The sequence below is a fragment of the Streptomyces sp. DG2A-72 genome (assembly GCF_030499575.1).
GTDB lineage: Bacteria > Actinomycetota > Actinomycetes > Streptomycetales > Streptomycetaceae > Streptomyces.
Map to the genome: position 1 here is coordinate 9,973,292 of NZ_JASTLC010000001.1, position 26,427 is coordinate 9,999,718.

22 protein-coding genes and 3 pseudogenes are annotated in these 26,427 nt (G+C 67.7%); 7 read left to right on the plus strand and 18 right to left on the minus strand.

The window, feature by feature from the left end; translation table 11 throughout:
* Positions 1-485: 485 nt before the first annotated feature.
* From QQY66_RS47215 to QQY66_RS47270, 12 genes and pseudogenes are all read right to left on the minus strand, one after another.
* A complete protein-coding gene (locus QQY66_RS47215; RefSeq protein ID WP_301986704.1) occupies positions 486-962 on the minus strand; it encodes a hypothetical protein in 477 nt (158 codons plus the stop codon).
* Positions 963-964: 2 nt separating this feature from the next.
* A complete protein-coding gene (locus tag QQY66_RS47220) occupies positions 965-1,828 on the minus strand; it encodes a hypothetical protein (RefSeq protein WP_301986705.1) in 864 nt (287 codons plus the stop codon).
* The gene (locus QQY66_RS47225; RefSeq protein WP_301986706.1) at positions 1,829-3,061 is read right to left on the minus strand and encodes a hypothetical protein; all 1,233 of its coding nucleotides are present in this window, start codon (positions 3,059-3,061) and stop codon (positions 1,829-1,831) included. It abuts the gene before it with no gap.
* A gap of 67 nt (positions 3,062-3,128) precedes the next feature.
* Positions 3,129-4,871 carry a hypothetical protein gene (locus tag QQY66_RS47230; RefSeq protein WP_301986707.1) on the minus strand — a complete coding sequence of 581 codons (1,743 nt, stop codon included), beginning with the start codon at positions 4,869-4,871 and terminating at the stop codon, positions 3,129-3,131.
* Complete coding sequence (locus QQY66_RS47235) at positions 4,871-6,337, minus strand: site-specific integrase (RefSeq protein ID WP_301986708.1); 1,467 nt, start codon at positions 6,335-6,337, stop codon at positions 4,871-4,873. The genes QQY66_RS47230 and QQY66_RS47235 overlap by 1 nt, the downstream gene beginning before the upstream one ends.
* Positions 6,338-6,427: 90 nt before the next feature.
* On the minus strand, positions 6,428-6,658 hold the full coding sequence (locus QQY66_RS47240; RefSeq protein WP_301986710.1) for a hypothetical protein: 231 nt from the start codon (positions 6,656-6,658) through the stop codon (positions 6,428-6,430).
* Positions 6,659-6,840: 182 nt separating this feature from the next.
* The gene (locus QQY66_RS47245) at positions 6,841-7,689 is read right to left on the minus strand and encodes an urease accessory protein UreD (protein WP_301986712.1); all 849 of its coding nucleotides are present in this window, start codon (positions 7,687-7,689) and stop codon (positions 6,841-6,843) included.
* Complete coding sequence (gene ureG / locus QQY66_RS47250) at positions 7,686-8,381, minus strand: urease accessory protein UreG (RefSeq protein WP_301987734.1); 696 nt, start codon at positions 8,379-8,381, stop codon at positions 7,686-7,688. The genes QQY66_RS47245 and ureG overlap by 4 nt, the downstream gene beginning before the upstream one ends.
* Before the next feature lie 29 nt (positions 8,382-8,410).
* A complete protein-coding gene (locus tag QQY66_RS47255; protein ID WP_301986714.1) occupies positions 8,411-9,085 on the minus strand; it encodes an urease accessory protein UreF in 675 nt (224 codons plus the stop codon).
* Positions 9,086-9,203: 118 nt separating this feature from the next.
* Positions 9,204-11,240: an urease subunit alpha gene (gene ureC / locus QQY66_RS47260; RefSeq protein ID WP_301986716.1), complete on the minus strand. Its 2,037-nt coding sequence runs from the start codon at positions 11,238-11,240 to the stop codon at positions 9,204-9,206.
* Positions 11,237-11,689 (minus strand): urease subunit beta, encoded by a 453-nt coding sequence (locus QQY66_RS47265; RefSeq protein WP_301987735.1) that lies wholly within the window; start codon positions 11,687-11,689, stop codon positions 11,237-11,239. The genes ureC and QQY66_RS47265 overlap by 4 nt, the downstream gene beginning before the upstream one ends.
* Before the next feature lie 108 nt (positions 11,690-11,797).
* A pseudogene (locus QQY66_RS47270) lies at positions 11,798-12,094 on the minus strand (urease subunit gamma); the annotation flags it as partial.
* 1,306 nt (positions 12,095-13,400) lie between these two features.
* On the opposite strand from QQY66_RS47270, the gene hutH reads away from it, so the two are divergent.
* Positions 13,401-15,143 carry a histidine ammonia-lyase gene (hutH, locus tag QQY66_RS47275; protein ID WP_301986718.1) on the plus strand — a complete coding sequence of 581 codons (1,743 nt, stop codon included), beginning with the start codon at positions 13,401-13,403 and terminating at the stop codon, positions 15,141-15,143.
* A gap of 407 nt (positions 15,144-15,550) precedes the next feature.
* Here hutH and QQY66_RS47280 read toward each other — a convergent pair whose 3' ends face one another.
* Positions 15,551-15,895 carry a transposase gene (locus tag QQY66_RS47280; protein ID WP_301986719.1) on the minus strand — a complete coding sequence of 115 codons (345 nt, stop codon included), beginning with the start codon at positions 15,893-15,895 and terminating at the stop codon, positions 15,551-15,553.
* Positions 15,896-15,912: 17 nt separating this feature from the next.
* Positions 15,913-16,152 (minus strand): annotated as a pseudogene (locus tag QQY66_RS47285) (transposase); the annotation flags it as partial.
* 255 nt (positions 16,153-16,407) lie between these two features.
* On the opposite strand from QQY66_RS47285, the gene QQY66_RS47290 reads away from it, so the two are divergent.
* Positions 16,408-17,328, plus strand: a complete 921-nt coding sequence (locus QQY66_RS47290) for a serine protease (RefSeq protein WP_301986720.1) — start codon at positions 16,408-16,410, stop codon at positions 17,326-17,328.
* A 98-nt stretch (positions 17,329-17,426) separates the two neighbouring features.
* Here QQY66_RS47290 and QQY66_RS47295 read toward each other — a convergent pair whose 3' ends face one another.
* On the minus strand, positions 17,427-17,693 hold the full coding sequence (locus QQY66_RS47295; protein ID WP_301986721.1) for a hypothetical protein: 267 nt from the start codon (positions 17,691-17,693) through the stop codon (positions 17,427-17,429).
* Between the two features lie 754 nt (positions 17,694-18,447).
* Between QQY66_RS47295 and QQY66_RS47300 the strand changes: the two genes are divergently transcribed.
* Positions 18,448-18,954, plus strand: coding sequence for a GNAT family N-acetyltransferase (locus tag QQY66_RS47300; protein WP_301986724.1), 507 nt, complete (start codon positions 18,448-18,450; stop codon positions 18,952-18,954).
* Positions 18,955-19,086: 132 nt separating this feature from the next.
* The gene (locus QQY66_RS47305; protein WP_301987736.1) at positions 19,087-20,325 is read left to right on the plus strand and encodes an IS701 family transposase; all 1,239 of its coding nucleotides are present in this window, start codon (positions 19,087-19,089) and stop codon (positions 20,323-20,325) included.
* Here the strand turns inward: QQY66_RS47305 and QQY66_RS47310 are convergent.
* Together QQY66_RS47310 and QQY66_RS47315 are read right to left on the minus strand one after the other, a co-directional pair.
* Complete coding sequence (locus QQY66_RS47310; RefSeq protein ID WP_301986725.1) at positions 20,316-20,564, minus strand: hypothetical protein; 249 nt, start codon at positions 20,562-20,564, stop codon at positions 20,316-20,318. The genes QQY66_RS47305 and QQY66_RS47310 overlap by 10 nt on opposite strands.
* Entirely contained in the window at positions 20,561-20,905 is a 345-nt protein-coding gene (locus QQY66_RS47315; RefSeq protein ID WP_301986726.1) for a hypothetical protein, read from the minus strand. The genes QQY66_RS47310 and QQY66_RS47315 overlap by 4 nt, the downstream gene beginning before the upstream one ends.
* Positions 20,906-21,914: 1,009 nt before the next feature.
* On the opposite strand from QQY66_RS47315, the pseudogene QQY66_RS47320 reads away from it, so the two are divergent.
* The 3 genes and pseudogenes from QQY66_RS47320 to QQY66_RS47330 all read left to right on the plus strand — a co-directional run.
* Positions 21,915-22,016, plus strand: a pseudogene (locus QQY66_RS47320) (NAD(P)-dependent oxidoreductase); the annotation flags it as partial.
* 307 nt (positions 22,017-22,323) lie between these two features.
* Positions 22,324-24,306: a potassium transporter TrkA gene (locus QQY66_RS47325; RefSeq protein ID WP_301986727.1), complete on the plus strand. Its 1,983-nt coding sequence runs from the start codon at positions 22,324-22,326 to the stop codon at positions 24,304-24,306.
* 272 nt (positions 24,307-24,578) lie between these two features.
* The gene (locus QQY66_RS47330; protein WP_301986728.1) at positions 24,579-24,917 is read left to right on the plus strand and encodes a hypothetical protein; all 339 of its coding nucleotides are present in this window, start codon (positions 24,579-24,581) and stop codon (positions 24,915-24,917) included.
* A 196-nt stretch (positions 24,918-25,113) separates the two neighbouring features.
* Here the strand turns inward: QQY66_RS47330 and QQY66_RS47335 are convergent, their stop codons facing one another.
* Positions 25,114-26,313, minus strand: a complete 1,200-nt coding sequence (locus QQY66_RS47335) for a hypothetical protein (RefSeq protein ID WP_301986729.1) — start codon at positions 26,311-26,313, stop codon at positions 25,114-25,116.
* Positions 26,314-26,427 lie beyond the last annotated feature (114 nt).

Genomic DNA, 26,427 nt, shown 5'->3' on the forward strand with positions numbered 1-26,427 from the left:
ACCGCGACGACTCCGAGAGGTCAGGACCCTCAACCCGGCACCGGCATGCCCATGGGGAACCCGACCGATTCGCAAGGAATGGCTAACATCAACTCAAACCACACAAAACAGGGAACATCGCACCAGTTCGAGCATGGTCAGCAGCACCGCCGCTGGTCAGCGTCCCGGTGGGGAATCGTGACCACAGGGGTGGGGAATTACGTGACGCTGATCATGCAGATCGTGGGGAATTGCCTGACCGTCGACACGGTGATCAGGCCGCGTAGCTGTTCCGGCCGGAGCGGTGAGTTCACCGGGTCGCCCTGACGGGTTCCCCGATGCTGCCCGGCCTGTGGTGCCGGAGCGCGTTCATGGCCTTCGGCCAGCTCAACTTCCCGTCCTTTCCGCGTCGTTGGGGATGCGTGCGATCGGTGCTCCGCCTGTTGCTACCTGTGGGGCATTCTGCCTAAGCAGACAGGATGAGGGCGTAGATCCGGACGTCGGCATCAGGGGCTGTCGTGTGCCTTCGGTACGGCACGCAGGGACGAGCCCTCGGCGACCTGGGTGCGCAGACGCTCGATCTCGTCGTGCTGGGCGGCCAGCCGGGAGATCGCCATGGTCTTGAACTCGGTCAGCTCGGCCAGTTGCTCATCTCGGGCGGCGATCCGCTTCTTCAGCTCGTCGACCTGCTGTTTGAGCCGGTCGACCTGGGCATCCCGAGAGTCGGCTATCTCTCCGGCGGCCCGGAGTTCCCCAAGTCGTCGTGTGAACTCTTCGGCGAGGTGCTGGTAGGGCCCGGGCCTGAGGGTGCCGTCGCGGTTGTTCTTCGGGTAGAAGCCGGTGCGGGTGACGCCGGCTGTGGCGGCAAGGGTTTTCAGGTCGGCTCTGCCGCCGGGAGGGAGGTTGCCGGCCAGGATGCGGTCCATGGCCACGCGGATCGCAGCCTCGTTGCGGGCCTTGTCCGTTTCGGTGAGCCGGGCCACGGTCAGCCCCTCCCATCAGGTGCGCCGGCGGCGTCGATCGCGGCGACGACCCTCAGGGCGCGCTCGCGTTCGGGATCGAGTCGCTGCTTCTCGCCCTTGGCGATGCGGGGGCTGGCGAGGAAGGCGTCGATGCTCTGGGCGTGTCCGGCCCAGACGGGGCGGTGACAGGGGTGGTGGGTGGCTTGCGGGCAGCGGGCCGAGTCGCACATCCCCACCAGCGGCTTCTTCGCGTCCGGGGTTCCGGCCAGCCGCAGGCACAGGGCCTTGGCCGGGTCCCTAAACCAGCAGAAGTTCGCCGCTCCGACGTGGAGGGTCCCCGCGAGCTTGCGCAGCAGGTTCTCCAGGTGCCGGTCGTCGTGGAGGATCTTCGGATCAGTGCGGGCGGCGTCCCTCAGCGCGGTGTCGATGTGCGTGAAGGCATCGATGAGGCCGCGGGCGCCGGGCCCGGCGGGCATGATCCCGGCCTGGGCGTCGCGGAATGCCTTCACGGTCAATCCCAGATGCTCCTCTTCCTCCGTGGCCTCGACCTCCGCGTGGAAGAGGCGCTGCGAGCCGCCAGGGCGCGCGGCATACCCCTCTGTTGTGGCCACGCTGATGTGTTTCAGAGCCACCTTGGCCGCGAGGAGTCCGCCGGGCCGCTTGGCGATCGACAGGGCCAGCGTGCGCCGCAGCATGCGGGACCCACACGGCCCGCTCGGGATCACGGGCAGCCCCCAGTGCGCGCGCAGACCGGTGCGCTCCAGCCAGGCCCGCAGGGTGCGCACCCGCACGGTGAACTCGACGTTGCCGAACAGCGCCTCGCCGCGGGGGCGGCCGACGAGCCGTTCGGCCAGGGCGACGGCGCGGTCGACGTGCTCGATGACCACTCACTCGTCCGGGACGCCGCCGAACCGCTGGTTTTTGACGACCTTGCCGGACAGGCGGAAACGCCGCCCGCCGGCCACGGTCCGTACGGTGGTGCGGCACCCCACTTCCAGCTCAAGCAGCTCGGAGGACCGCATCCCGGAGAGCGCCGAGGTCACCACGGCGCAGGCGGTCAGCATGTTCCCCACGGCGGTGCGCAGGTCGTCGGCGGCCAGCGGCGCGGTCCACGGGACCGGCTCGTTGTCACCGTAGCGGGGGATGCTCGGTGCGTTGCGCGCCCAGGGGCCGGCGAAGCCCATGTCCTTGGCCACCTCCACGAGGACGGGGGCCAGGTGCGGCTTGGCCGTATCAGCGATCTTCCGGAAGCCCGCGAGGCTCACCAGGTGGCGCCAGGCCAGCGGGCGCAGCGGATCACCGTGCAGGTGCGTGTACCGGGCGATCTGGTTGGCGGAGATCTTCGGCAGCGGTTCGGCCCGCTCGCGGAACTCCTCGCACAGCGCCTTGAGCCGCGGGACATCGGCGATGCGTGCCACCGGTCCCTTCGCCCGCATCTCCTCATGCGCGCGCCGGTCCTCCACCACATCGGCGACGTGTGGGCCCACCACCTCGACCAGGTACAGGCACGTCGCCAGAAGCGGCTGCAGCAGCTCATCCGGCACCGGCTGCACGGCGTTCTCGCCGCGCGCCTTCACGCCGGTCACCGCCGCAGCAGGACGCCCATCCCACGGGACGAACCCTGCCCGGTAGGCGTCGGTGGACAGCAACTCGGCGTACAGAGCGATCACCTGCACCGTCCGCACCACGATGGTCACGGACTCCGGGTCAAGGCGCCAGCGCGGCAGGCCCCGCAACGGGGCGGACCAGGACTGCTCCTCCAGATGCCGCGCGCACATCTCCTGTGTGGCCTCGGCCAGGCGGTGGATCCCGCAGCTGGTGAGGTAGTTGAACCACAAGGTGAGGTAGACGAGATAGCGATAGCAGGTGCGCGGGCTGCGCGTGGTGCGCGGGGCGTGCGGGCACTCGACGACCGCCTCGTGTTGGGGCGCCAGGAGAGCCAGGAGGATCTCCTTGGCAACCACCCGCCACGCGGGGTTGAGGATCGGGGTGAAGTCCCAGTCCAGCTCGTACGGTGCGATCTGCCGGTGGGCGTCGGCCAGGTCCATGCGCCACCGGTCCTGGTCGAAGACGACCCGGCGCGCACCGGCGGCAAGGCGCAGGCTGGCGACGTCGCACACGTCGGCTCCGGCGAAGGCGGAGCGTGCCCGGCGCGGTGCGGTGCGGTAGCGGTGATCGGGCGGGGCATCATGCGCTGATCTCCTCGGGGCGCAAAGGCAGTTCGGTGTCGTCGTCGGCCACCTCCAGGCGGGCGCGATCCACCGCGGTCTGCGACAACTCGGCGAGCTTGGGCAGGATCTCGTTGTCCAGGCGGTCGGCGTACGGGCCGAAGCTGCGCAGGAACTGCTCGATAGGCATTTGCCGGAACTGCCGGGCGAAGAACGCCTTCAGCCGCAGCAGGTTCGCCGAGTGCCGGGGCAGGAACAGAGCCAGCGGGCACAGCAGACACACCCAGGGCCTGGCCGGGCACGGCTTGCCCTTCGGGCCGTGCAGCCCGGCGAGCTGGTCCGCGCACGCGGCGGTGAACACATCCCGTTCCCCGCCGAGCAGCTCGGCCAGTGCCCCCTCGTCCAGCTCTAGGCGCCTGACCGCCTCGGGAAAGGCACGAGCGGCCTTGGCAGCCGTCTCGCTGGACAGCACGACCGGTGGGAGGGCCTTGCGCAGCACGTCCGCCTGCCCGTCCTCGATGATCGACTCAACAGCCTCCAGCTGCGCGGGCGTTGTCGGCGTCACATAGTGGTCGCCCTCGGTACGGGAGGTGTGATTGGGGTCGATCGTCGTCCGGCCGGTCCACCCCCGCCGCGCCAACCGCTCCTCGTAGGTGGTGCGGATCCGGCTGCGGTTCACCTCCAGCCGTGCACCCCAGTCGTCGAGCAGGTTCAGGTGCCGGATGAGGTCACGTTGCGGCTTGTTGTTCTTCTGCAGCCCGAGCACACCGTTGACGCCGTGCGGCTCGCAGGCGATCCACAGAGCCTGGCGCAACTCCTCGGGCGCGAACCTCCGCAGCGGCTCGGCGTGGGTCAGCCACCGCTGAAGCAGCCGGACCGCCTCGCGGGGAGGCGTAGCGCCCTCCGGCCCGCTGCGGCCCTTGTAGTAGCTCAGCAGGACCGTCGAATCGCCGGCCCACTCGATGTCCCCCAGCTCCAGGTCCGCAATGCCGTCCGGGACGAGACCGCTGTACATGCCGAACAGCAGCCGGTACGCCGTCTGCACCCGTGGAGTCGGGAACAGTGCCTCCCGTACCCACCGCAGTGCGGCGTACGACCCGGCGGGACCGTCGGGACGCCTGCGCACGTAGCCCTTGATGTACTCCACATAGGCCAGCCCGGACATCGGGCCGTCACGCAGCAGGAGGTGGGCGATGTCGGCCTCGCTGTGCCGCCGGCTCGCACGCGGATCCTGTCCCGCCTCTGCCGCCTTCAGTATCTCCCGCTGCCGATGGCGGCTCTCCTCGACGACCGTCCGGCAGGCGGAGTGCATCCGCTCCCACTCGTCGTCGGTGTACGCCTCGTACGACCCAACCGGGGGGTGCGGCAGGATCGCGTGCCCCTCCAGCAGCGCCCTCACCTCTGGTCGCAGGCACCTGTTCTCGTCGTCCAGGGCCTTCAGCACGATCCGGGTGTCGCACTCGCGCTCGTGTGTCCCTGCCATCCAGTAGCGCAGCAGCAGCGCCTTCGTGAGATCCCCCGCCGATTCGGCGAAGCCCATCGTCGCCAGCTTCTTGACCATCTGCCGCACCGAGACGGCGTACTTCTGGGCCGTGTTCTCCGCTCCGATACCGCCGTGCGGATGGGCGCATCCGGCCAGGCCCACTGCGAGGTCCCGGGCGAGCTGCGGGTTCGGCAGCCCGGCAAGACGGGCCGTCCACGTGCTGCCGTTGCGCAGTACGAACCGGACCGCCAGGGGCTCCTCGATCACGACGGCGGGCATCAGGCTCCCACCTCGTCCCCGTCGAACTCGGACTCCACCTCGTCGGCCGCCGCCCGCGGCACATCGAGCCCCAGGCGTTCCGCCGTCTCCCGGTACGCCTCGCGGTAGATCCGGGTCACGTCCAGGCGCGCGACATAAACTTCCGTGGAGAGCACGCTGGAGTGCCCCAGCAAGTCCCGCAGCACCAGCATCGGTTCGTGCCTGGTCAGATACAGCGCGAGCGCGGCGTCCTCGCCGGCCGTCAGGACCAGCTCCGCCGCCCGCTGGTAGTAGCCGGTGATCAGCCGCTCCAACGTGGCCATGGCGAAGCTGTGCCTCAGCCGGTGCGGGGAGACCGTGGGAAACCGGGGCTCGAACCGCTCCCGGATCCGCACCGCCGTACGGCGGAAGACCGTCGCCCAGTCGACGAACGGCTTGCCCGTGGACTGCAACCCCACCAGCGGCGACTGACCCTCCGGTGTGACCAGGCACAACCGCTCGCGCAGCGTCAGCTTCCGCCATGAGCGCCGTACACCGTTGACCGTGGCACCCTCCCAGTCCGGGGCTTCCACGAGAAGCGGCTCACCCAACCGCCATGGCGGACGCCACACGAACCCCTCCGCCGACGCGGCCCGGTCCAGATCGATGTACCGGTGCATGCGGGCCAGCGCGTCGTACGCGACCCAGGTCGCTCGGTCCTTCTTGCCCTTCGTCAGCGCCCTGCCCAGCGGGAACAGCACCGGCAGCGACGAACGCCGCCGCGGCATCGGCGGCACCTCGTAGATCGTCAGATGCGTGAACTCTTGCCGTCGGGGACCGCTGGACAAGACGAACTCACCCATCGCGGCATTCCGTGCTCCCTCACGACCCCGGAAGACCCGGTCCGGACAACCGTCGGGCTCAAGGCCCGCCAGGGCACGGACGAACAGGCCGCAGAAGTCCCGCTCCATGTACTTGATCGACGTGTGAGGCCGCGGGCCACGCACCCGCGCGAGGTTCCGCTCGACGTCCACCAACACGCCGTCGGCGATGCGCTTGCCCATCCGGTACGTGAACGGGACCCCCTGCGCAAACCCCTCGGCCCGGGCCCACCTGTAGAAGGCGGACAGATGACCGACATGGAGGTTCCAGGTAGTGCCGTCCCACCGCTTCTTCAACGGACCGGCGAAGCGGTACTCCGCATACATACTGAGCGCGGCACGCAGCTCCCGCCGCTCGCCCAGCGGATGAACCCCTCGGTCCTGCACAAAGGACATCCACTCGCACAGCGTGTTCGCATGGTTTCGCCAAGTCCGTTCCGCCGGCGCACCGTCGAGAGGCAGCTCCCTCAGCCACCGATTCGCGACCGCCGCCGGCCGCAGCACGCCCGGAGCGTCCTCGAAACGGAGGTCGTCATCGACGAGGACGGGCATCCGGTCGCGGATCAGCGGCTGTCGATCAAGGCCCCAGGACTCCTGGCCTCTCGCGGAGAAGTTGATCAGGTGCATGGCGTCGGACCCTAGATATCCAACATGACCTGCTGCAACAGACTGCGGTGAGCTCCACGAGAGAGTGGTCAGGAGAATGCGACACGCTGACTAAGCAGCGACTTCCGAGTGATATGTCAGAGACCCGACCTGAACCTCGAAGGGCGCGAAGTCTGCAAGCTGCTTGGTGAGTTCGCCGACCAACTCGTCGCGTTCAAGCTGGGGGATGAGAGCCGCATGGCAGTCAGTGATCTGGTCGAGCGTGACATGCAGCCACTGAAGAGGAACCGGGGTGAGTGGGAAGTCCTTCAGAGCCTCGTTCGCGCTGGTGTAGGCCCGCAATCGGAATGTCCTGTTCCGACGTGGTGACCTGGGCTTCACTCACCGTCTCATTCGAGGGACACGGCATTTCTGTCTCACGATCTTGTCCCTTTACGCTGGCCCGGCGCACCATGCGGAAGGTTGTGGCTGCGGTGAGGACGAGGGGCCCCGTCGTCTGCCGAGGGGCGGCAGGGCCGTCCGCGCTACTTTTGGAGGGCGTGTGCGAGGGCCTCGTCGAGTAGTTCCCGTAGGGCCGAGGAGGTTGGTGCGACGGCGGTGGCGAGCAGTGCCGGGCCGTTGGCCAGCGGTGTGAGGACGGCGCACCCGTCCCGGGAGCCCTGGCGGAGAAGGACGGGGTCTCGGGGAGTGTCCATCTCCGGGTTGACGAGCAGGAGTTGGCCGACGGCGCGGTGTCCGTGCAGGACGGCTGGGCCGTCCCAGCCGGGCTCTGGGGCCCCGTATGCCGTCTGCTGGTCGAGCAGTGGTTTTCCGGCGCGGTGGATCAGGAGTCGGCTGACGAGGTGGCCCGGTTCCTCGTTGGCTCGGCCCAGGAGCTGTTCCTCTCGCAGTAACAGCCGGGAGGTTGCGGCAAGTTCGACGGTGTAGGTCTGTCGGAGGTTGCTGCCGGCGGCGCTGATCAGCGGCTGGGGCAGCCAGCGCAGCCTGGTGTGTTCACCGGCGGTGAGCCGTACGTCGTAGGTGGCCGGGGCGGTGGTGGGGCCGCGCAGGGCGAGTGTGGCGGCGGCCGTCTTGACCTCCAGTGCGGACCGGTTCCCGGCGGTGACGTCGATGGTGAGCCGATCGCCGCCGAGGGGGGCGCTCATCGCGCCGATGATCCCGACCTTGGCGGTGTTCTTGTCGGTGCGCATGCGTCGGAGGTGGAACGGGCCGTCACTGCGTAGCTGCGGAAGGGTGGTGGCGCGTCCGTTGTATGTGGCGTGGATGCGGGCTGTTGCCCGCACTCCGTGCGGGTGCCCGGTGGGCGCGTCGGTGCCGGAGAGGGTTCCGGTCAACGCTGCCTGGTCCGTGGCGAGTTGTGCGGCGGGGCTCATACGGCTGCCTTGGTGTGCCACTCGGTGAGGTGGGCGGTGATCCAGTCGGCAACCTCGCGGATGCCGTCATCGCGGGTGAGGCTGGTGAAGATGACGGGAAGGTCGCCGCGTTGCCGTTTGGCGTCGGCGGCCATGGTGGCGAGGTCGGCGCCGACATGCGGGGCGAGGTCGGTTTTGTTGACGAGGAGGAGGTCGGCGGTGGTGATGCCGGGGCCGCCCTTGCGGGGGATGTCGTCGCCGCTGGAGACGTCGATGACGAAGATCTGCACGTCGACGAGACCCTTGGAGAAGGTTGCGGTGAGGTTGTCGCCACCGGACTCGACGAGCACGAGGTCGAGGGGGTGGAGGGTCTCCTCCAGGTGTTCGACGGCTTCCAGGTTGGCTGAGATGTCGTCGCGGATCGCGGTGTGCGGGCAGGCGCCGGTCTCCACCGCGGTGATCCGCTCGGGCGGCAGCACGGCCTCGCGCAGCAGGTACTCGGCGTCCTCGCGGGTGTAGATGTCGTTGGTGACGACGGCGATGGACCAGCTCTCGCGCAGGGTGCGGCAGAGCGCGGCCACGCTGGCCGTTTTGCCGGAGCCGACGGGCCCGCCCAGGCCGACACGGAGGGCTCGGCGGCTGCCGTCGGCGCTGAGCGGCTCGGCGCTGTGGGTGTGGCGCTGCGGCATGGTCACGGGGTGGTCGAGGTGCACGAAGAACTCCAGGTAGGCAGGGGAAGGTGTCAGGAGGCGAAGAGCCGGACGGTCCACGCGGCGTGCTGTTCACCGGTGATGTCCAGCAGCGGCGAGGACGCCGACGGCAGGGCGTCGATACCCTCGACTGCGACGCGGTCAGCGGCCTGGGCGGCAGCTTCGGCGACGGCGTCGATGTCGGAGCTGAGGCGGGCCAGCAGCCCCGAGGCGTCGAGCGGGTCGAGGCTCAGCAGGCGCACTGCCGCGGTGGCCGGGCCGCCGGCGCTCTCGTACGCGGCGGCATGGGCGGCGTCCAGCGGGGTAAGCCCGGCGGCCCGGGCAGCGAGGCCCAGCACGAGCGGCTGGTGGGCACCCTGGGGACGTTCGGCCGCCAGCCGTTCCAGGTCCTCGGACGGAAAGGTGGCACGGGCCGCGCGCATCATCTGCCGGCCGAGCCGACGGGCGACTGCGCGCAGCGCGGGGGCGGGGGTGCGTGCGTCGGCGGCGTCGTCCAACAGCAGCGGGTCGACTCCGGCGGCGGCTGCGGCGGCCAGGCCGGCCGTGGTCAGGCCGGTGGTGTGCAGACGGCCGCGGCAGAATGCCTGAAGGCTGTCGGTGTCGTGTACGGCTTGGTGGGCGATGGCGGCTTCGACGCCGCCGGAGTGGGCGTGGCCCCCGGCGGGGAAGCGGCCGTCGGCCAGCAGGAGCAGGGCTGCACGGCTCATCGGTGAGCGGCTGCCTTTCGCAGGGTCGGAAGAGGTGCCGAGCACGGGCGGGCATGGCGTACCCGCCCCGGGGCCGGGCCGCGGTGCTGTTGCTTAGACGGCCGGGCAGGTGGCGGTTTTAGAAGAGGAAGTACCGCTGTGCCAGGGGTACTTCGGTGACGTAGGAGCGCGGCACGGTCGCACCATTGAGTTCGGTGCGGGTGTCGGTCGTGGTCGCACCGCCGATGGTGACCTCGAAGCTGTTGTGGTCGACTTCGAGGCTGTCGGGCACGGTATCGTTCAGTTTCATGTCGGCCTTCGTGACGTGCCGGGTGCTGGTGATGTCCACGAAGTCCTTGTCGAGACCGAGACCCGGATGACTGCTGGTGCCGTCTCCGTTCAGGTTGCCGGCCACGCCCGGAGCCACGAAGTTCACCGAGTTGTGTCCCGGGGAGCGCCCGGTGGAGCCCCAGACCGGGCGCGGCTGGTAGGGCTGCGGCGTTGGGATCGACGCGTTGGCGTCGCCGACCTGCGCGTACGCGAGCTGGCCGCCCTTGAGAAGCATGTGTGGCTTGACGCCGAAGAACTTCGGCTCCCACAGCACCAGGTCGGCGAGCTTCCCCATCTGCACGGAGCCGACGTGGCCGTCGATGCCATGCGTGATCGCCGGGTTGATCGTGTACTTGGCGACGTACCGGCGCGCCCGGAAGTTGTCGTTCGGCTGCAGCTGCTGGTCGTTGAAGGAGTGGTTGGTGTCGTCGGCGATCCTGCGGACCTTCGCGGCTTCGAGGTCCTCCTTCAGCGGCCCGTAGCGGCACTTCATGACGTGCGCGGTCTGCCAGGTACGCATGATCATCTCGCCGATGCGGCCCATCGCCTGGGCGTCGGAGGACATCATGGAGATGGCGCCCATGTCGTGGAGGAGGTCCTCCGCGGCCATGGTGGACGGCCGGATCCGGGAGTCGGCGAAGGCCATGTCCGCCGGAATCTCCGGGTTGAGGTGATGGCACACGATCATCATGTCGACGTGCTCCTTGACGGTGTTGACCGTCAAAGGACGCGTCGGGTTGGTCGAGGCCGGCAGCACGTTCGGCTCCTTGACCAGCTCGATCATGTCCGGCGCGTGACCGCCGCCGGCCCCCTCGACATGGAAGATGTGGATGGAGCGTGCCTTCTTCTGCGTGAACTTGCCCCCGGCGTCCCTGCCGTCGCCGGTGAAGGCCGCCCGCGTGCTCTCCAGGAACCCCGACTCGTTCAGTGAATCGGCGTGCAGAGCGAGCTGGACACCGCGCTCTTCACAGACATCCAGGGCCCGGTCGATCACCGCGGGCGTGGCGCCCCAGTCCTCGTGAATCTTGAACCCGCAGACACCGGCGTCCACCTGCGCGTTGAGCTCGTGCTCGTTCATCGTGCTGCCCTTGCCGAGCAGACCGATGTTGACCGGGAACTCATCCAACGCCTCGAAGACCCGCCTGATGTGCCACGCGCCCGGGGTCACGGTGGTGGCGGTACTGCCCTCGGCCGGTCCCGTGCCGCCACCGATCAAGGTGGTCACACCCGAAGCCAGAGCCTCGTGGATCTCCCCGGGGCAGATGAAGTGAACATGGGTGTCCACACCACCCGCGGTGAGGATCCGCCCATTGCCGGAGACGACCTCGGTGCTCGGCCCGATGACGAAGTTTGTCGGCGTCACCGGCGGGGCTTGCTTCGTGGGCCCACGATCCGGCATCTCGAAGCTCGTGATCTTGTCCATCGTCTCGGGGTTGTACGCCTTGCCGATGGCCGCGATCCTGCCATCGCGGATGCCGATGTCGGCCTTGACCACGCCCCACCAGTCGAGGATCAGCGCGCCCGTGATGACGGTGTCCACGGGCCTGTGGTCCGTGGCCTTGCCCTTGCCGTCCTTCCCGTCCCTGGCGAGGTGCGACATTCCCATCGACTCGCGGATCACCTTGCCGCCGCCGAAGACCATCTCATTGCCGCTGTACGAAGGGCCGCCACTCCAGTCAGCCTCGATCTCCAGCGTGAGGTCGGTGTCGGCGAGCCGGACCCGGTCCCGCGTGGTCGGCCCGTACAACGCGGTGTAATCCGCCCGCGTCAGCTCATTGCTCGGCTTCGGCCGGCCCTTCACCGGCTTCGGCGCCCGGCCGGGGGCTTGTCCCTGCGGGTTACTCATCGGACGATCCCTTCGCGCAGTCCCTGGATCTTGGTCAGGTCGCTGGTGTTGCTGCCGCCGGCCGTGACATCACCCTGGATCTGCACCAGCTCCACACAGCACTCGTCGCCCGGCTCGAAGCGCACGGCCGTGCCCGCGGCGATGTTGAGCCGTCTGCCCTTCGCCGCATCGCAGTTCCACAGACTGCGGTCATCCGGGACTGTCTGACCGGCAGGGACCTCGATGCTGACGACCTTGAGCCCCGGGTTGACCTCGGCGAAGTGATAGTGGGAGGCAACCTGAACGGGACGGTCCGACTCGTTCTTCACCTTGATCTTCGTCCTTCCCGGCCCCGGCAAGGCGGTGGCGTCCCTCTGCAGACTGACGCCCTGCTGGTCCCCGTCGAGGTGCACATTGAAGTAGATCGCTTCGTACCGGGAGACCGTGTCGTCGTCCTCGTCGCAGCACACAGGCGAGTCGCCGCTGTCATCGCAGTCGACCGGGGAGCCTGGCTTGCGGGGCGGCTGCGGGTGCTCAACCTTGCCCGGGTAGACCTCGCTCTCCTCTGCGCCCTCCGGAATGGGGTCGTGGATGGTGACCAACTTGGTGCCGTCCGGGAAGGTGGCCTCCACCTGGACGTTCTTGATCATCTCCGGGACGCCGTCCATCACCTCATCACGGGTGAACAACTGCCGACCCGAGTCCATGATGTCGCTGACCGTCTTGCCATCGCGCGCTGCCTCAAAGACGTGCACCGTCAGCAGGGCCATCACTTCCGGGTAGTTGAGGCGCAGCCCGCGCTCGCGGCGCCTTTGCGCAACGTCGGCCGCGACATGGATCAGCAGGCGCTCCCGCTCATGCGGAGTCAAATGCACGATGAACCACTTCTCTTGGTCGGACAGTGCATGCGGCCAGGCACGCCGGAGACCACGAGCACGTTCCCCCAAGCCGGCAACCGGGCACTCCTCGATCATCAGCGGAACAAGATCAGCGAAACGGCTAAACCGCAGATGAACCACACCATCTGATGAAATCCGAGACGCGGGATACGCAGTCGCTACCCGGCCGGACCAGAGAACCTGGATACACAAAACTCGCTAGCCATAGGCGAGTTGAACGAGCCATGAGCTGCCTGTGCCCTCTGATGCGCATGGGCCTCGCGAGCCCAGAGCACATCGGGCAAGTCGGGCCGACCTGGTGCGCAGTCCGCGGGTCTCGGGCAGTGGCGTCACACCCCCGCGCCTGAGGGCACGGCGTTCCCCTGCTCGGCGCGAGCGGACCCAGAAGAACCAACTGTCGCTCGGGTTCCCCGCTCAGCGCGACGCGATGGCAATCGGCCAGCACGAACGAGAACCACTGAGAATCCGACTGCTTCAACGCGACAAGACGCCATCGTTCGTCTCACATGGGTGCCCCATGGGCCAGACACGGGCCACCTGCAATGAGAAAGGGACATCCGAATTGCGAACCTACAAGGCCGCTGTAGGCCCGCATTCGGAATGCCCCACTCCGCTGCAATGGCCTGGGCTTCCCCGACTGTCTCATTCGCGGGACACAGCACCTTCGTCTCACGATCTTGTCCCTTGAGGTCCAACGCGCCATGTCTCTGGACGGCCGGCCGTCTGCGAACGCGCAGGATGGCGGGTCCAGCTGCCTGGTTGGAGGCTGTCGACAGTAGAAGAGCGAGACACACGAGCGCCCCTGGAGCTGTACCTCGGACGGCCCGTGGGTGCCACTGTCCAGGGGTTTGGTGGCGTTCGGGGTGCCGACCAACGTCAGACACAGGGCTTTGCCGGGGTCGATGGAGGGTTCCGGCTCGTTTGGCCAGGAGGTTGCGGAGGTCCTGGTCGCTGGACCGGACGTGGGGCGAGGCTGCTGCCTGCCGGTCAGTTCCCCGTCGACGTGGGTGAGGGAGTCGATCAGCCCGCGGGTGCCGATGCCGTTCGGGAGCCGTGGCGGGTGCTGCTGAAGCGTCCGTACGGGACGGCGGCGCTGCAGACCACGGCCGCGTGTCTGACGGGCCCCTCGCCGTCAAATAACCCGAACAGGCTACCCCGCACTACTCAGAGCAGGCTCCTGAGCTGCAAGGAGCTTAGTGTCCCTCTATTGGGTCGGCTGGCCTCTCCTTCCCGGGATGGCCCGGCCGCCTCCGCTCCTCGCTTCCCAGAAGGGCACCTCGCCATGTCGCCTGCGACGACGGATACGCCAGCACACATACCGCTCCGACACAGTCCTGCCGTGTCGCGTTCTTCGACGAGGCGTCTCTTCGTCGCTGCGGGCACTGTCCTGGCGTTGCTGATCCCTGCCCCGGGGGCATCCGCGGGTGGGCCCGGACCCACCCCCACGCCCGAGCAGGGCCTCCACCTGACTTTGGATGGCGATTCGCTGACCGCCCAGGAGATGTTCGACGTCCTAGATGCCAAATCGCTGACGGTCAAACTTTCCGAGGACAGCCGCAAACGCATGCAGCGATTCCGCGACGGCGCGATCAACGAACTGGCAAGCGGTACACGCGTGTACGGGTGGAACCAGGCCCTCGGCCCACTCAAGGACAAGCAGCTCAACAGCCAGCAGCAGAAGGAATTCCAAAAACGCATCCTGCGCTCCCATGCCGCCGGCGTCGGCCAACCACTGCCCGAGCGGGTCACCCGCCTGGTCATGGTGCTGCGCGCCAACCAGATGGCCCGCGGACACATGGCGGTCCGCCCGGAGCTCGTCGACCGGATGAACTCCCTCGTCAACACCGGTGTCACGCCGGTCATACCGCAAGTCGGCTCGCTTGGCTCGGGCGACCTGCAGCCCATGGCCGCGCTCGGCATGGTCCTCACCGGCAACCGAGCCCCCGCCCGCTACCAAGGTGAACAGGCCCCCGCCTCGGACATCCTGCCCCGCGCCGGGCTGGAGCAGACCTTCGAGCTGGAGCAAGGTGAGGCACTGCCCATCATCAGCGGCAGCACTGTGGTCCTGGCCTCCTACATCGACTCCCTCCATCGCGCCACCAAAGCCGCCGACCTGGCCGAAGGCGTCCTGGCGATGTTCATGGACGCCACCCGCGCCGAAATCAACACCCTGGACCCACGCACCCACGCCGAACGCCGCATCCCCGAAGAGGAAAAGGTCGCCGAACGGCTCCGCCACCTGCTGCAGGGCAGCAAGTGGACCACCGACGAGGGACGCAAACGCCTCGGCGAAGACCACCCGCGCATCCAAGACGCGGTCTCCCTGCGCGCCGCACCCCACATCTACGGGACACTGCGCAAGACCATCGCCGAGGGCCGCCAGCACATGGAACGCGAAGCCAACGCCTCCACCTCCAATCCCCTGATCTTCGAACGCGACGCCGGCAGAGGCTACGAATTCGTCATGGGCGGCAACTGGGACGGAGCCCTCCTCGGCCACGCCGCCGACACCCTCAACGCCCAGATCGTCGACCTCGGCGTCCACACCCAAGAGCTCTCCGCCCGCCTGCTCTCCCCCAAGTGGAGCTACGGCCTGCCCGCCAACCTCGCCGGCGGAACGCCCGGCCTGAACTCCGGCATGGTCCAAGTCCAGACCGTCGCCACCGCCCTCGTCCCCGAGATGCAGGCCCGCGCTCTTCCCTCCGGCACGCTCTCCCGACCCGCAAAGGACGGCCAGGAAGACCACAACACCATGGCGATGGGCTCCGTCCGCAACCTCCACGAAAACCTCGACCGTCTGGAGACCATCCAGGCCGTCCTCACCCTCATGTCCGCCCAAGGCATCGACCTCATCCAGGACAAGATGACAGACCTCCCCCTGGGAGCCGCCGTGAAGGACCTGCACGACACCGTCCGCGGACACATCGAACCCCTCCACAACGACCGCTACATGACCCCCGACCTCGAAGAGATGACTGAACTCGTCCGGGGCGCCGAACTCACCACCGCGCTGCCGCGCCGGTAGTCATCGGACGGGAACGCCCCCGTCCAGAGACACGCCCCACGCGTGTCCAGACACGCTTCCCAGTCCGTAGCCCAAAGCGCACCTCTAGTGTGTTGCGCGGCGAGACCGCAGCCGAGTGCGCTGCGGGCGGCTGGGCGCCCGGCACCGTCCGTGCCTGCCCGGCATGGCCCCGACCGCCTGCCCGGCCACAGCACAGGTCGTCTGCGGACACCCGCGCAGAGCTCACGAGTTCGGTGAGAACGGCTACTTCGGGAGGCCACGGCGTAGATCCCTGGGTCTGCGACCACCTGCGAAGCAATCGCGACCGTGAGCGCGTAGGGCTCTTCGGGCGGGGACTGAAGCGGTCCAGCGGCGCGAAGATGGGGTGCTGGTAAGAACCGTGTCACCGATCCTGCTGGCTTATTCGGTCACGCGGCGAGGGAGAGGCCGAGGCGGGCGAGGTGGCTGACGCGGGTGCGGTCGAGGGGGTGGCCGTTCCACCAGGCATCGAGGCGGATGAGGTTGAGCGCAACGGCGGAGAGGACGTGCTCCAGGTGGGTCTTCTGGAGGCCGAGGTAGCGGGCACGTCTTATCCCGGTGACCGCGACGGCCTGGTGGATGGTTCCCTCGACGCCCGCGCGGCTTCCGTACTTGGCTCGCCACTGCTCGTCGGACTGCTGGAGGCGGGCATGGTCGAGGACTTCTTGCAGCTCGCGGGGTTGCAGGGAGAGGGTCCGGCCGCCGGTCTTCCAGCGGGTGCACTGGTCGCGCACCGGGCAGGGGCGGCCTCGGCCATGGAGGCTTCGGAGAGGTAGCGGCGTTCGAAGACCTGCCATTTGTCATGTAGTTCGGACAGAACGGCGGCGGCAAGCCGTTCCAGAGCGGCGGGGTTGGCGAAGACCTGGACGACGTCAGCCGAGCGCCGCACGAAGGTCTGCCCGTACTCGAACGCCAGCCGGGGCAACATCGATGTCCCTCTCGGCCGACGCCGACCCGCCTCCCGCAGCCGCCCCCTCTCGCCACAGGGCATTCACAGCACACTCATGTCATGACCACGACTAGATGATTGCATACAGCCTCAAGATCATCGATCTTCTGAAACGAGGCACTTGTGCGTCTTCGCCACTCCGTTGTCCCCCTCGCCGCCGCCACGGCAGCGTTCTCCCTCACCCCCTCACGGCCCAGGCTGCGCCCAGGGCCGACCAGGACGTCTCGGCGGGCGTCACCGTTTCCGTCGAGGAGAAGACCGACCGGGAGATCCGCGCCTACTGCACCCCCGGAGCGCGTGCGGGCCGCCGCGGCCAACCCGGCGGACATGCCGGGGCTGAAGAAGCGGCCCTCGGCCACCGCGGACGACGCGGCCGAGGACACCGCACCGGCCGTGGACTCGGCCCACGCCTCGGCTCCCTCGGCCAAGCCGGTGAACAGCACGTTCGCCACCACCGCCGCGGCGGCCTCCGAGATATCCGTCTCGCAGGAGGTCCCGTACACCACGGCACCGCAGTACTCCCTCGTGGGCCGCCTGTTCTACAGAGAGCCCGACGGCTCCGGCCACTCCTGCTCGGCCGCGGTCATCGTCTCCAATAACCGGAACACGCTGTGGACCGCCGGGCACTGCGTCCACATGGGCGACGGCACCGGCGACGCCGGATGGAACGACATGCTGCAGTTCATCCCCGGCTACCGCGACGGCAGCGGCCCCTACGGGGCCTGGACCATCAAGTCGAAGGTCGTCAACAACGAGTGGATGAGCTCCGCCGACTTCGAGGACGCCGACTACGCCGCCGTGGTCCTCAACGACCACCCCACCTGGGGCAAGCTCCAGGACAACGTGGGCGCGTTCGGCTACACCTTCACCGAGAATCTCACCGACCACCCCGAGGTCTATGCCGCGGGATACCCCGGCGAGGGCTACAACCGCACCGACCTCAATGCCGAGCGGATGATGTACTGCTACGGCGACACCGTGGACGCCGGCCCCTGGAACCCCTTGGACGACCGCATGTCGATGGACTGCGACATGGGCAAGGGTGCTTCCGGCGGCCCGATGATCGAGGGGAAGAACACCAGCGACCCGCGCATCATCGGCGCCATCAGCCACTACGTGACCGACGACGCTGGCGACCGCAACTCCGACGATCTGTTCTCCTCCGAGCACGACTCGAAGGCAGCCAACACGATGAGCGCCGCCAACGGCATCAGCTGAACCATCTGAACTAGCTGAATCAGCCCACGCGGCATGGTGGAGGGGCCCGCGTGCCGGCGCGGGCCCCTCCACCATGCCTTTCCACGGCCCGGACCGGGTCACCCTGGCTGAGCGTGCTTCCCCAGCTCCGTGCCCCACGCGTCGAGGATCTCCTGCGTGGTCATCGAGTCCACGTCCGCTGGCAGTTCCTTGCCGGACTTCTCCAGGTCCGCCTTCCACATCTCGATGTAGTCCGCACGGCTCCTCGCCGGTTCTGTGTGCACGGAGACGGACGTGTCCTCGGCGAAGGCGGCGTACGCGGCGGCGCCGGCTCCCGCGCACACGGCGGCCAGCAGCACGCCTGCTATCAGGGTCTTCTTCGTCACACGGGCAGGCTACCGACCCGACCGGAGCCGGACGGTCCTCCTTCGCCTTCCCACACGCAACCCCCTCCGATTCCGCCGAGCCGAGGAATCGCAGGCGGCCACCCGCTCACTGTCTCCAGCGATGACAGGCGAGGATCGCCGCCCCCCGTCCTTCCTGCCGAATCAACCATGACAGGCACCATGTGACGAACCGGGCTAAGCGGGACTCAGACCCCATTGATCGAAGCAAGATCCAATGCGAACTGGCCACGGCGAAGGCGAAAGACCGCGAATCTGCCAACTGGAATGCGACGTGTCCCGTCTCATTAGATCTTGCAGAGGCGGGGCCGTTGACCTGCGGGGTGACAGGGCGAACCGCGACTTACTGGGGGAATGACAAGGCGTCGCGGAAGACCCGCGGGCGGTGCCGATGGCGCGTCTCATTGATCACGGCGAGGGCGAAGCTGCCTCGGCAGGGGCTTGTCAGGATGGCGAGACGCTTGACGCCTGGTTTCGCGTTGAAGATGGCAGATTCATCGGCAGAGGCCGTAGCAGTAGACGCGTTCAGGAAGGATGTCGCCGCTGAGAATCCTGAAGCTGCCGACGGGCGGTCGACCAATCGATCTCGAACTCATTGGCCGACAACCACTGCGGGTCGTGCCCCTCCCACTCAGAGATAGTACTCCTGCCGTAGATCGTTATGTGTCCTGTTCTTGGGGCTGCCGCTGGCGGAAACTCAGGTGGCCTCAGCGCACCATCTGGGTAGAGTCGGGCGGTGCTTGAGTTGAAACGGCTGCATGCTGGCCATGCCCCGGCGGTCCTGGCCTTCGAGCTGGCGAACCGCGCCTACTTCGCGGCCTCGGTCTCCGACCGCGGCGACGAGTTCTACGAACAGTTCGCCGACCGGCACAGCGCCCTGCTGGCTGAGCAAGAGGCCGGCATCTGCGCCTTCTACGTGCTCGTCGCCGAGGATGGCTCGGTTCTGGGCCGGTTCAACCTGTACGACTTCGAAGACGGCACTGCCGTACTCGGCTACCGGGTTGCGCAGCACGTCGCCAGCCGCGGCGTGGCGACCGCGACCGTCCTGGAGCTGTGCGGGCTGGCGGCGGCGCGGCACGGGCTGCGCACGCTGCGGGCGGCCACCTCGCGCGACAACGTCGCGTCCCAGAAGGTGCTAACCAAGGCCGGGTTCGTCCCAGTTGGCCCGGCCGACCCGGCCGACATCGGCGGTAAGCCAGGCACCTGGTATCAGCGCGACCTGTACTCCAGCGGTATGCCGTGATCTTGCTGGTCGACCGGCTGCGGGAAGGCTGCGGCCACCGCTGATCATCGGTGTGTGAAGACTAACGATCTTACGGTGGCCGCAGGTCACAGCCTAGACCCTGCCCGCTGGCAGGAGGCGTTCGAGGTCCTGATGGGCCAGATAGCGGGCCGGTTCGCGCGGGTGGAGCCCCGGCGCCGGGTACGGGGCTTGGTGCTGGGGCTGTTGTCGGACCTGCCACGCAAGAACTGCTGGTCGATCGCCGAGTGGGCTGGGGAGGCGAGTCCGGACGGCATGCAGCACCTGCTCGGCCGGGCCAGGTGGGATGCCGACCGCGTGCGTGATGACGTGCGTGAGTACGTGCTGGAGCGGCTGGGCGGCCACGAGGATGCGGTGCTGGTGGTCGACGAGACCGGGGACGTGAAGAAGGGCACGCACACCGTTGGTGTCCAGCGCCAGTACACCGGCACCGCCGGGAGGATCGAAAACGCGCAGGTCGCCGTCTACCTCGTCTACGCAGGCCGCCGCGGGCACGCGGCGGTGGACCGGGAGCTGTACATTCCACGCTCCTGGACGTGCGACCCGGACCGCTGCCGGGCCGCGGGCCTGGCCGACGACACCGTCTTCGCTACCAAACCGGAGCTGGCCGCCCGCATGATCGGCCGGTTTCTGGACGCCGGGCACCGCGTGAGTTGGGTCGCGGCGGACGAGGTCTACGGCGGCAACCCTAAGCTGCGGTCCGCGCTGGAAGAGCACGGGGTCGGCTACGTGCTCGCCGTCGCCTGTTCGGCCGAAGTGACCACCGGCGCCGGGAAGTTCCGCGCGGACGCCCTGGCCGCGAGGGTGCCGAAGCGAGCCTGGCAGAAGCTGTCGGCCGGGGCCGGCGCCAAGGGCCACCGCTTCTACGACTGGGCCGTCATCGACCTGGCCGAACCCCGGCCCGGCTGTCACCGGCTGCTGATCCGCCGCAACCGCACCACCGGTGAACTCGCCTATTACCGCTGCTGGTCGCCCGCCCCGGTGCCCCTGACCACCATGGTCCGCGTCGCCGGGTCGAGATGGCGGGTGGAGGAGACTTTCCAGGCCGGAAAGGGCCTGGCCGGACTGGACGAGCACCAGGTCCGGCGCTTCACCTCATGGTCCCGCTGGGTCACCCTGGCCATGCTCGCTCACGCCTTCCTCGCCGTCGTCCGCGCCGACGAACACGCCCGCCATCCCGCCCCGGACGGGCTGATCCCGCTCACCTGCAACGAGATCCAGCGACTGTTCACAGCATTCGTCCGGCCCATGCGCGACGTGGCCCACCGGCTCCGCTGGTCCGCCTGGCGACGCCGCCACCAGGCTCGAGCCCAGGCCAGCCATTACCACCGACAAGCCGCGAATCAGACGTGAAGATCACGATCTACGGCTGGAGTAATAGGCGGTTCCGCGGTCAGACCGTAGACACTCTCGTATTCAGCCAACCGACCGGCACTTTGGGCTTCTTGCCACTCGACCAGCGAGGCAGCGGCCAAAGCCTTGCTTCCGGGCTCCTGCAACTCGACTTGCCGGATCACGTATCCATCGTTGTCCAGCTCGAAGTTGAACCAGACGGCTTCCTCGTCCCAGAAGCAACGAACCCAGCGCGTCACTGGTTCACCGCGTCGAAGGGCTCGTCGTGCCAGCGCCCGCCGGCGGTGCCGTCGTCGTGGATGTGCAGCATGAACTCAGCGACCGGACTGCCGTCGGGAAACGTCATGGTGAGCGCACTGCGGATCTGGGTTAGCAGGCGTCGGCCCGCTCCCAGTCCTCCTCGTCGACAGCCCGCTCTTGCTCCGCGAAGAGGGGGGCGGAACTCTTCAAAGCCAGGCAGTGTCTCGACTTCGGCGTGAGTCCAGGGCATGTCGGCGCCGGTCACGGTCAGCTGGCCAATCTCCTGGCCGCCGTGGTGGAGCCGCCAGATACTGCCGGTGGTCAGGTTCGGGTTGGTCACATCCCCATGATGGCGATCACCACTGACAGGCGGGGAGTGAGATCATCGCACCTTCTCGATTATGGGCACGACCATCTCGCGCAGCGGAAGTGAGACAGGCCACCTGCACCGAGACAAGAGAGCGGGACACCGTCTCACTTAAACCCGTTCCGGCGCCCTGCATCGCAAGATCCGCGCACAGACCAGTGCGACAAGCCGCGGTTCGCTGAGACGGGACACGACGGGACAGAAATTCGTCTCACTGATATGTCCTTTGGGTCGGACAGGGGCCACCGTCAATGAGAAAGGGACACCCAAAATGCGAACCTACAACTGGGCTGTAGGTTCCCATTCGGAGTGTCCCATTCCGGTGCAGTGACCAGGGATTTGTCGGCTTGTCTCATTCGTGGGTCACAGGACTCTGTCTCACGATCTTGGCCCTTGAGCTCCGGCTTCAAGCTGCTGGGAGAGTTCAGCGCCACTGCCCTCCTCCAGCCCTACCAGGAGAGACTCCAGGCACGGAACTGGTCGACCCGCACCGGATAGCCGAGACCGGTACGCGGGAGCGATTGACTTGGTCGCCTCGCTACATTCGATCTTCACGGACGGGGACCGTTTCGGGACGCCTCGGTGGGCCCCGCCGGAAAACAACGAAGTAGCCCCTGACCTGTCCCGTTGCCTGGAGCTGGTGGCTCGTTGGGCACGCGGGTGTTCTCCGATGAGGAGTTGGAGGCGCTGCGGTCGTTTCCGGCGATCGGCAAGGACGAGCTGATCCGCTACTTCAATCTCAGTTTCACAGCGAGCTGTTGGACACGCCGTGCCTCCGTGGCGTGCCGACTCCCGGAATGCGCCGCCTGCTCGGAGGTGTCCGCAAACCGGAAGGTGTGGTCCGCGTCTCACCCGAGTGCGGGGTGTCACATTTGTCGCCGCCGGGCTCCTCCTAGTTGACAAGACCAGCCTGGACGACGACAGCGTGCGCACTCTCCAGCCCACCCACCAACAGAGTCGTCCGCAGAAGAGAGGACCTCAAGTGAAGCTCGTCATATTCGGAGCGAACGGACCGACCGGACGGCAGGCCACCGAGCAGGCGATCGCCGAGGGGCACACGGTCACCGCTGTCACGCGCCGCCCCGAGGAGTTCCCGCTGAGCCACGGAGACCGCTGGGTGAACCAGTGAGGGAGGAACCCGGTGGAGGTGGTTCCGACCGGGGCGACACCTCTGCCCGAAAGAACCTCTCCCTGCGGTCATTTGACCGCCAGAGTCAAGATCAGAGGCGGTGACGGCGGGGAGCCGTTCGGATCGTCCCCTGCTGTGTGCACCTCTGCGCCCCCTCGGTCTCCTGCACCCCCTGTCTCCCTGCGATTAGATGATCGTGCTGACGGTAGGAATGACGGTGCTTGGGGAAGGGCCACCGGCGGCGGAGGGATGGTCTTCGGCAGTGCGCGTGAGACTGCGGGAGCGGTTGCGGTACTGGTTCGACAGGACGATGGACCGGGGGACGCAAGCCTTGATCGGCTGGCTGGGCATGGCCTCCGTCGTGTTGATCGTCCTGGTGACGTCTTTGGTGGTTCTGTTCACCGACGAGGGCACCGAGAGGAACGGCGGCTGGCTGGGCGTGGCCTGGATGAGCCTGCTGCGTACGCTCGATCCCGGCACGATGGGCGGGGATACGGGAGGTCGGCTGTTCCTCGGCCTCATGCTGGCCGCGACCGTCGGCGGGATCTTCATCGTCAGCGCACTCATCAGTGTGCTGACCGCCGGCCTGGAGGCCCGGATCCACGAACTGCGACGGGGCAAGTCCCGGCTGATCGAGCGCGGGCACACGGTCGTGCTCGGCTGGTCGGAGCAAGTCTTCACGGTGATCGCGGAGTTGGTCGAGGCCAACCAGAGTGAGCGGCGTTCGTGTGTCGTGATCCTCACCGAGCGGGACAAGGTCGAGATGGAGGACGAGATCCGCAGAAGGATCCCGGACACCGGACACACGCGGGTGATCTGCCGCTGCGGCAGCCCACTTCAGCGGGCGGATCTGGAACTGGTGAGTCTGGACGCGGCCAAGTCCATCATGGTGCTGCCGTCCGTCGGGGACGACGGGGACACCGATGTCATCAAGACCCTGCTACTCCTGAACAACCGGTCCTGGAGCGGCCCGCGCCCGAACATCGTTGCGGCTGTGCGCAGGTCACCCAATCTGGCGGCGGCCCGCCTCGCGGCCGGCGAGGAGGCCCTGGTGATCGACGTCGATGACGTCGCCGTGCGCCTCATCGTGCAGTCGCACCGGCAGACGGGCCTGTCCACCGTCTTCAACGAGATGCTCAGCTTCGTCGGCAACGAGTTGTATCCCTACCCCGTAACCGGGCTGGCCGGCGCCACGTACGGGGAGGCGCTCAACAGATTCGACCTCGGCATCCCGGTCGGCCTGCGCAGGAAGGACGGTGAGTCCCTGGTCAACCCGCCGATGAACACGGTCATCGCCCGCGATGACGAGGTGCTCGTCCTGGCCGAGGACGACCTGCTCATCCGGCCGGCAGCCGCCCGGCCCACGATTGTCGGCTCGGCGATCACCTCCGCCCCCGGCCGGCCTCCGACACCCGACCACACACTCATGATCGGCTGGAACTCCCGCTCGGCAAAGATCATCACACTGCTCGACTGCCTGGTCGAACCTGAATCGCTGATCGACATCGCGGCCACTCAACGCCCCGAGAACAATCTCCAGGAGCACTTGGAGAACCTCACCGTGGGCTACAAACCCTGCGAACCCACCCTCCGGCCATCGCTGGAGTCTCTGGGACTGGACGGCTACCGCAACATCATCGTCCTGACCGATGACGACATCGACCCCGAATCGGCCGATGCCCACACGTTGGTGACGCTGCTTCACCTCCGCGACATCGCCATCCGGTACGGCAGTGCGTACTCGATCGTCACCGAGATGAACAACGACGCCAACCGCGAGATCGCCCAGGTCACCAAGGCGGACGACTTCATCGTCAGCACCAAGATAATCAGCCTCCTGCTGACCCAACTCGTCGAGGACCGCCACCTCCACGCCGTATTCACCGATCTCTTCGATCCTGCGGGATCGGAGATCTACCTCAAGCCGGCCACCAACTACCTTCTTCCGGAAACACCGGCGAACTTCGCCACCGTCATCGAGGCGGCCCGGCAGCAGGGAGAGACAGCCATCGGCTACCGGATCGCCCGGCACAGCGACGAACCTCCGACCTACGGCATCTTCCTCAATCCCGCCAAGACCGCGCCGCTGACCCTGAGCGAGGACGACGCCATCGTGGTACTCGCCGAGAACGGCCGCCCGGCCGTCACCATGCCCTCGGCCAGAGACGGACACGGCACGGGCGGCGCGGAGGCGGTATCGCCGTTCAGTTCCGGCCGCGGTCCGTCCGCACAGGGCCCGTCTTGAATGCCCAGGGCATCTTGGGCTCCGTGCTGCCAGGATGGTCCTGCGTCAAAGTCCGGCGCTGTCTGAGCGACCTCGGCTGCGGAGATGGGTGAATCGTGACGTTTTGCCTTTTGCTCCGGCGTTGCAGAGGTCATATCCAGGCCATGCAGACGCGATCAGACTTCCGCATCATCCGCTTCAACGAACGTCTCGGAGACCGCAGGCCCCCCAGTAATTTCAACCCTGGGTCGTCTCACTATGCCGGGCAGGAGACGTCCGAGAAGCGATTCGAGGTGGACCGGGAGCCCGTCGGGGACGGGTATCTGGTGATCCAGGTGTACGGGGTGGACTTCCGCACACACCGCGTCCTGGTGAACGGCGAGGACCTTCCGCAATTCGACATTGCCAGTCAGCAGCCGGGAAGGCCCGTCTGGGAGACCTGGCTGGACCCGATCGAAGAAGGCATCCTGCGGAGGGGGCGGAACACGATCCGGATCATGCACGGCTCGACACCCCAGCCAGACAACTTCATCGTCGGGAACGTCGTCGTCCACTGGCGCGAGGAGGTCGACGGCTCCGGAGGCGACGGGTACGACAGGTACCGCAACCGCGACGATCACGGCGACTACTGACCCACCGCCGAAGCCCGGGGCATCCGACGGGAGCTGCCGCCGAGCCGAGGCACATGCGCGTACGGCTGTTGGCCCCGCCGGATCAGGCCAGGTCGATCCCATGGACGGCGTGGAGCATCGCTCGTTGCTGCGGGCGGCTGAAGGTGATCTCGGCTCGGCCGGTCTGGAGGATGCCCATGTCGGGCAGATCGGTACCCTAGGCGGCGATGCGGTCGGCGGTGTAGACACCGGTGTTCAGCAGGGCCAGGCCGTGCGCGGCGGTGTCGGCAGGGAGCAGGACGTCGAGCCATAGCCTGGACGGTGTGCAGGTCGAGTCGGCCACGTGCCATTGCCGCCACGCCTGGCCGGGGTGGGGAAGACGGAGGGGTATCGGGGGGTAGGAGCGGTCGCTGGTGGGGCGTAGGACGTTGCCGGAGATCGCGGTGATCAGCCAGTCTTGGCCGTCCTTGTGGCAGGCGGAGATGACGTCGGTCAGCACGATCGCGGCATCGGCGAACACGAACCGGCCAGGCTCCAGGACGAGCCGGTAGCCTCGCGGCACGGTGCGCAGTGCGTCATGGGCAGCGTCGGCGAAGTGCTCGCAGAAAGAGCCCGCCCGCTCCAGCATATTGCGCGCCTCCAGTCCGCCGCCCAGGTTGATGACCCTCAAACGGGTTCCGTGCGCGGTCGCGAACGCGGCCGCGAGGTCTCCCATCCGCTCGGCGAGTGCGGCGAATTGCTCGACATGGGTGCATCTGCACAGCTGGTGGGCGTGGAGGCCGGCCAGGTCCAGGTGCGGTGAGACTGCCGCCCGCTCCAGCAGCGCGTACGCTTCGTGCGGAGTGGAGCCCAGTTTGGAACGATCGGAGAAGAAGTCGTCCGCGGGCAGCGGATTGACCCGGATCGCCACCGTAGTCCGCACACCCAGGCGCCGCGCATGCCACTCAGTACGCTCCAGCTCTTCTGCACCATGCACCCCGAGCAGCACCTCCGGCGCGGCCAGCAGTCGCTGGAGGTGACCAGTGGGCCGGGCGACGCTGTCGGCGATGATCCGCCGACTGGTGAAGCCCAGGCGGTGGGCCAGCCGCCATTCGAGATCGCTCATGATCTCGATGCCGGCTCCGGCCGCCCGCAGGGCGTGGAGCACTCCCGGCACGTAACAGGCTTTGAGCGCGCAGTGCACGGAGACGTCGAAGTGCAGGGCGAACGCCGTGCGCAGTGCGTAATAGTTGTCGACCGCGCGGCGTGGCAGGTACAGCAGCAGCGGATGCCTGCCGTTCCACAGCCGAGCCACCGGCACCCCGTCGATGAACAGGTCCTGGCGGTCGCATCCGAGGTAGGGAAGCAGCCGCCCAATCTGCCCGATCTCACGCTGTGAGAACGTTTCGGGCCCGGTGCGGGCCAACGACCGCGACACACCCGCCACAACAGTGCCTCGCATCCTGCTGGTTCAGCTGTTGACCGCCCTGGCCAGGGCTTGCACAGCCCTCGGTCTGCTTAAGGGGCACACGCGCGCCCGCACCTCGCATTC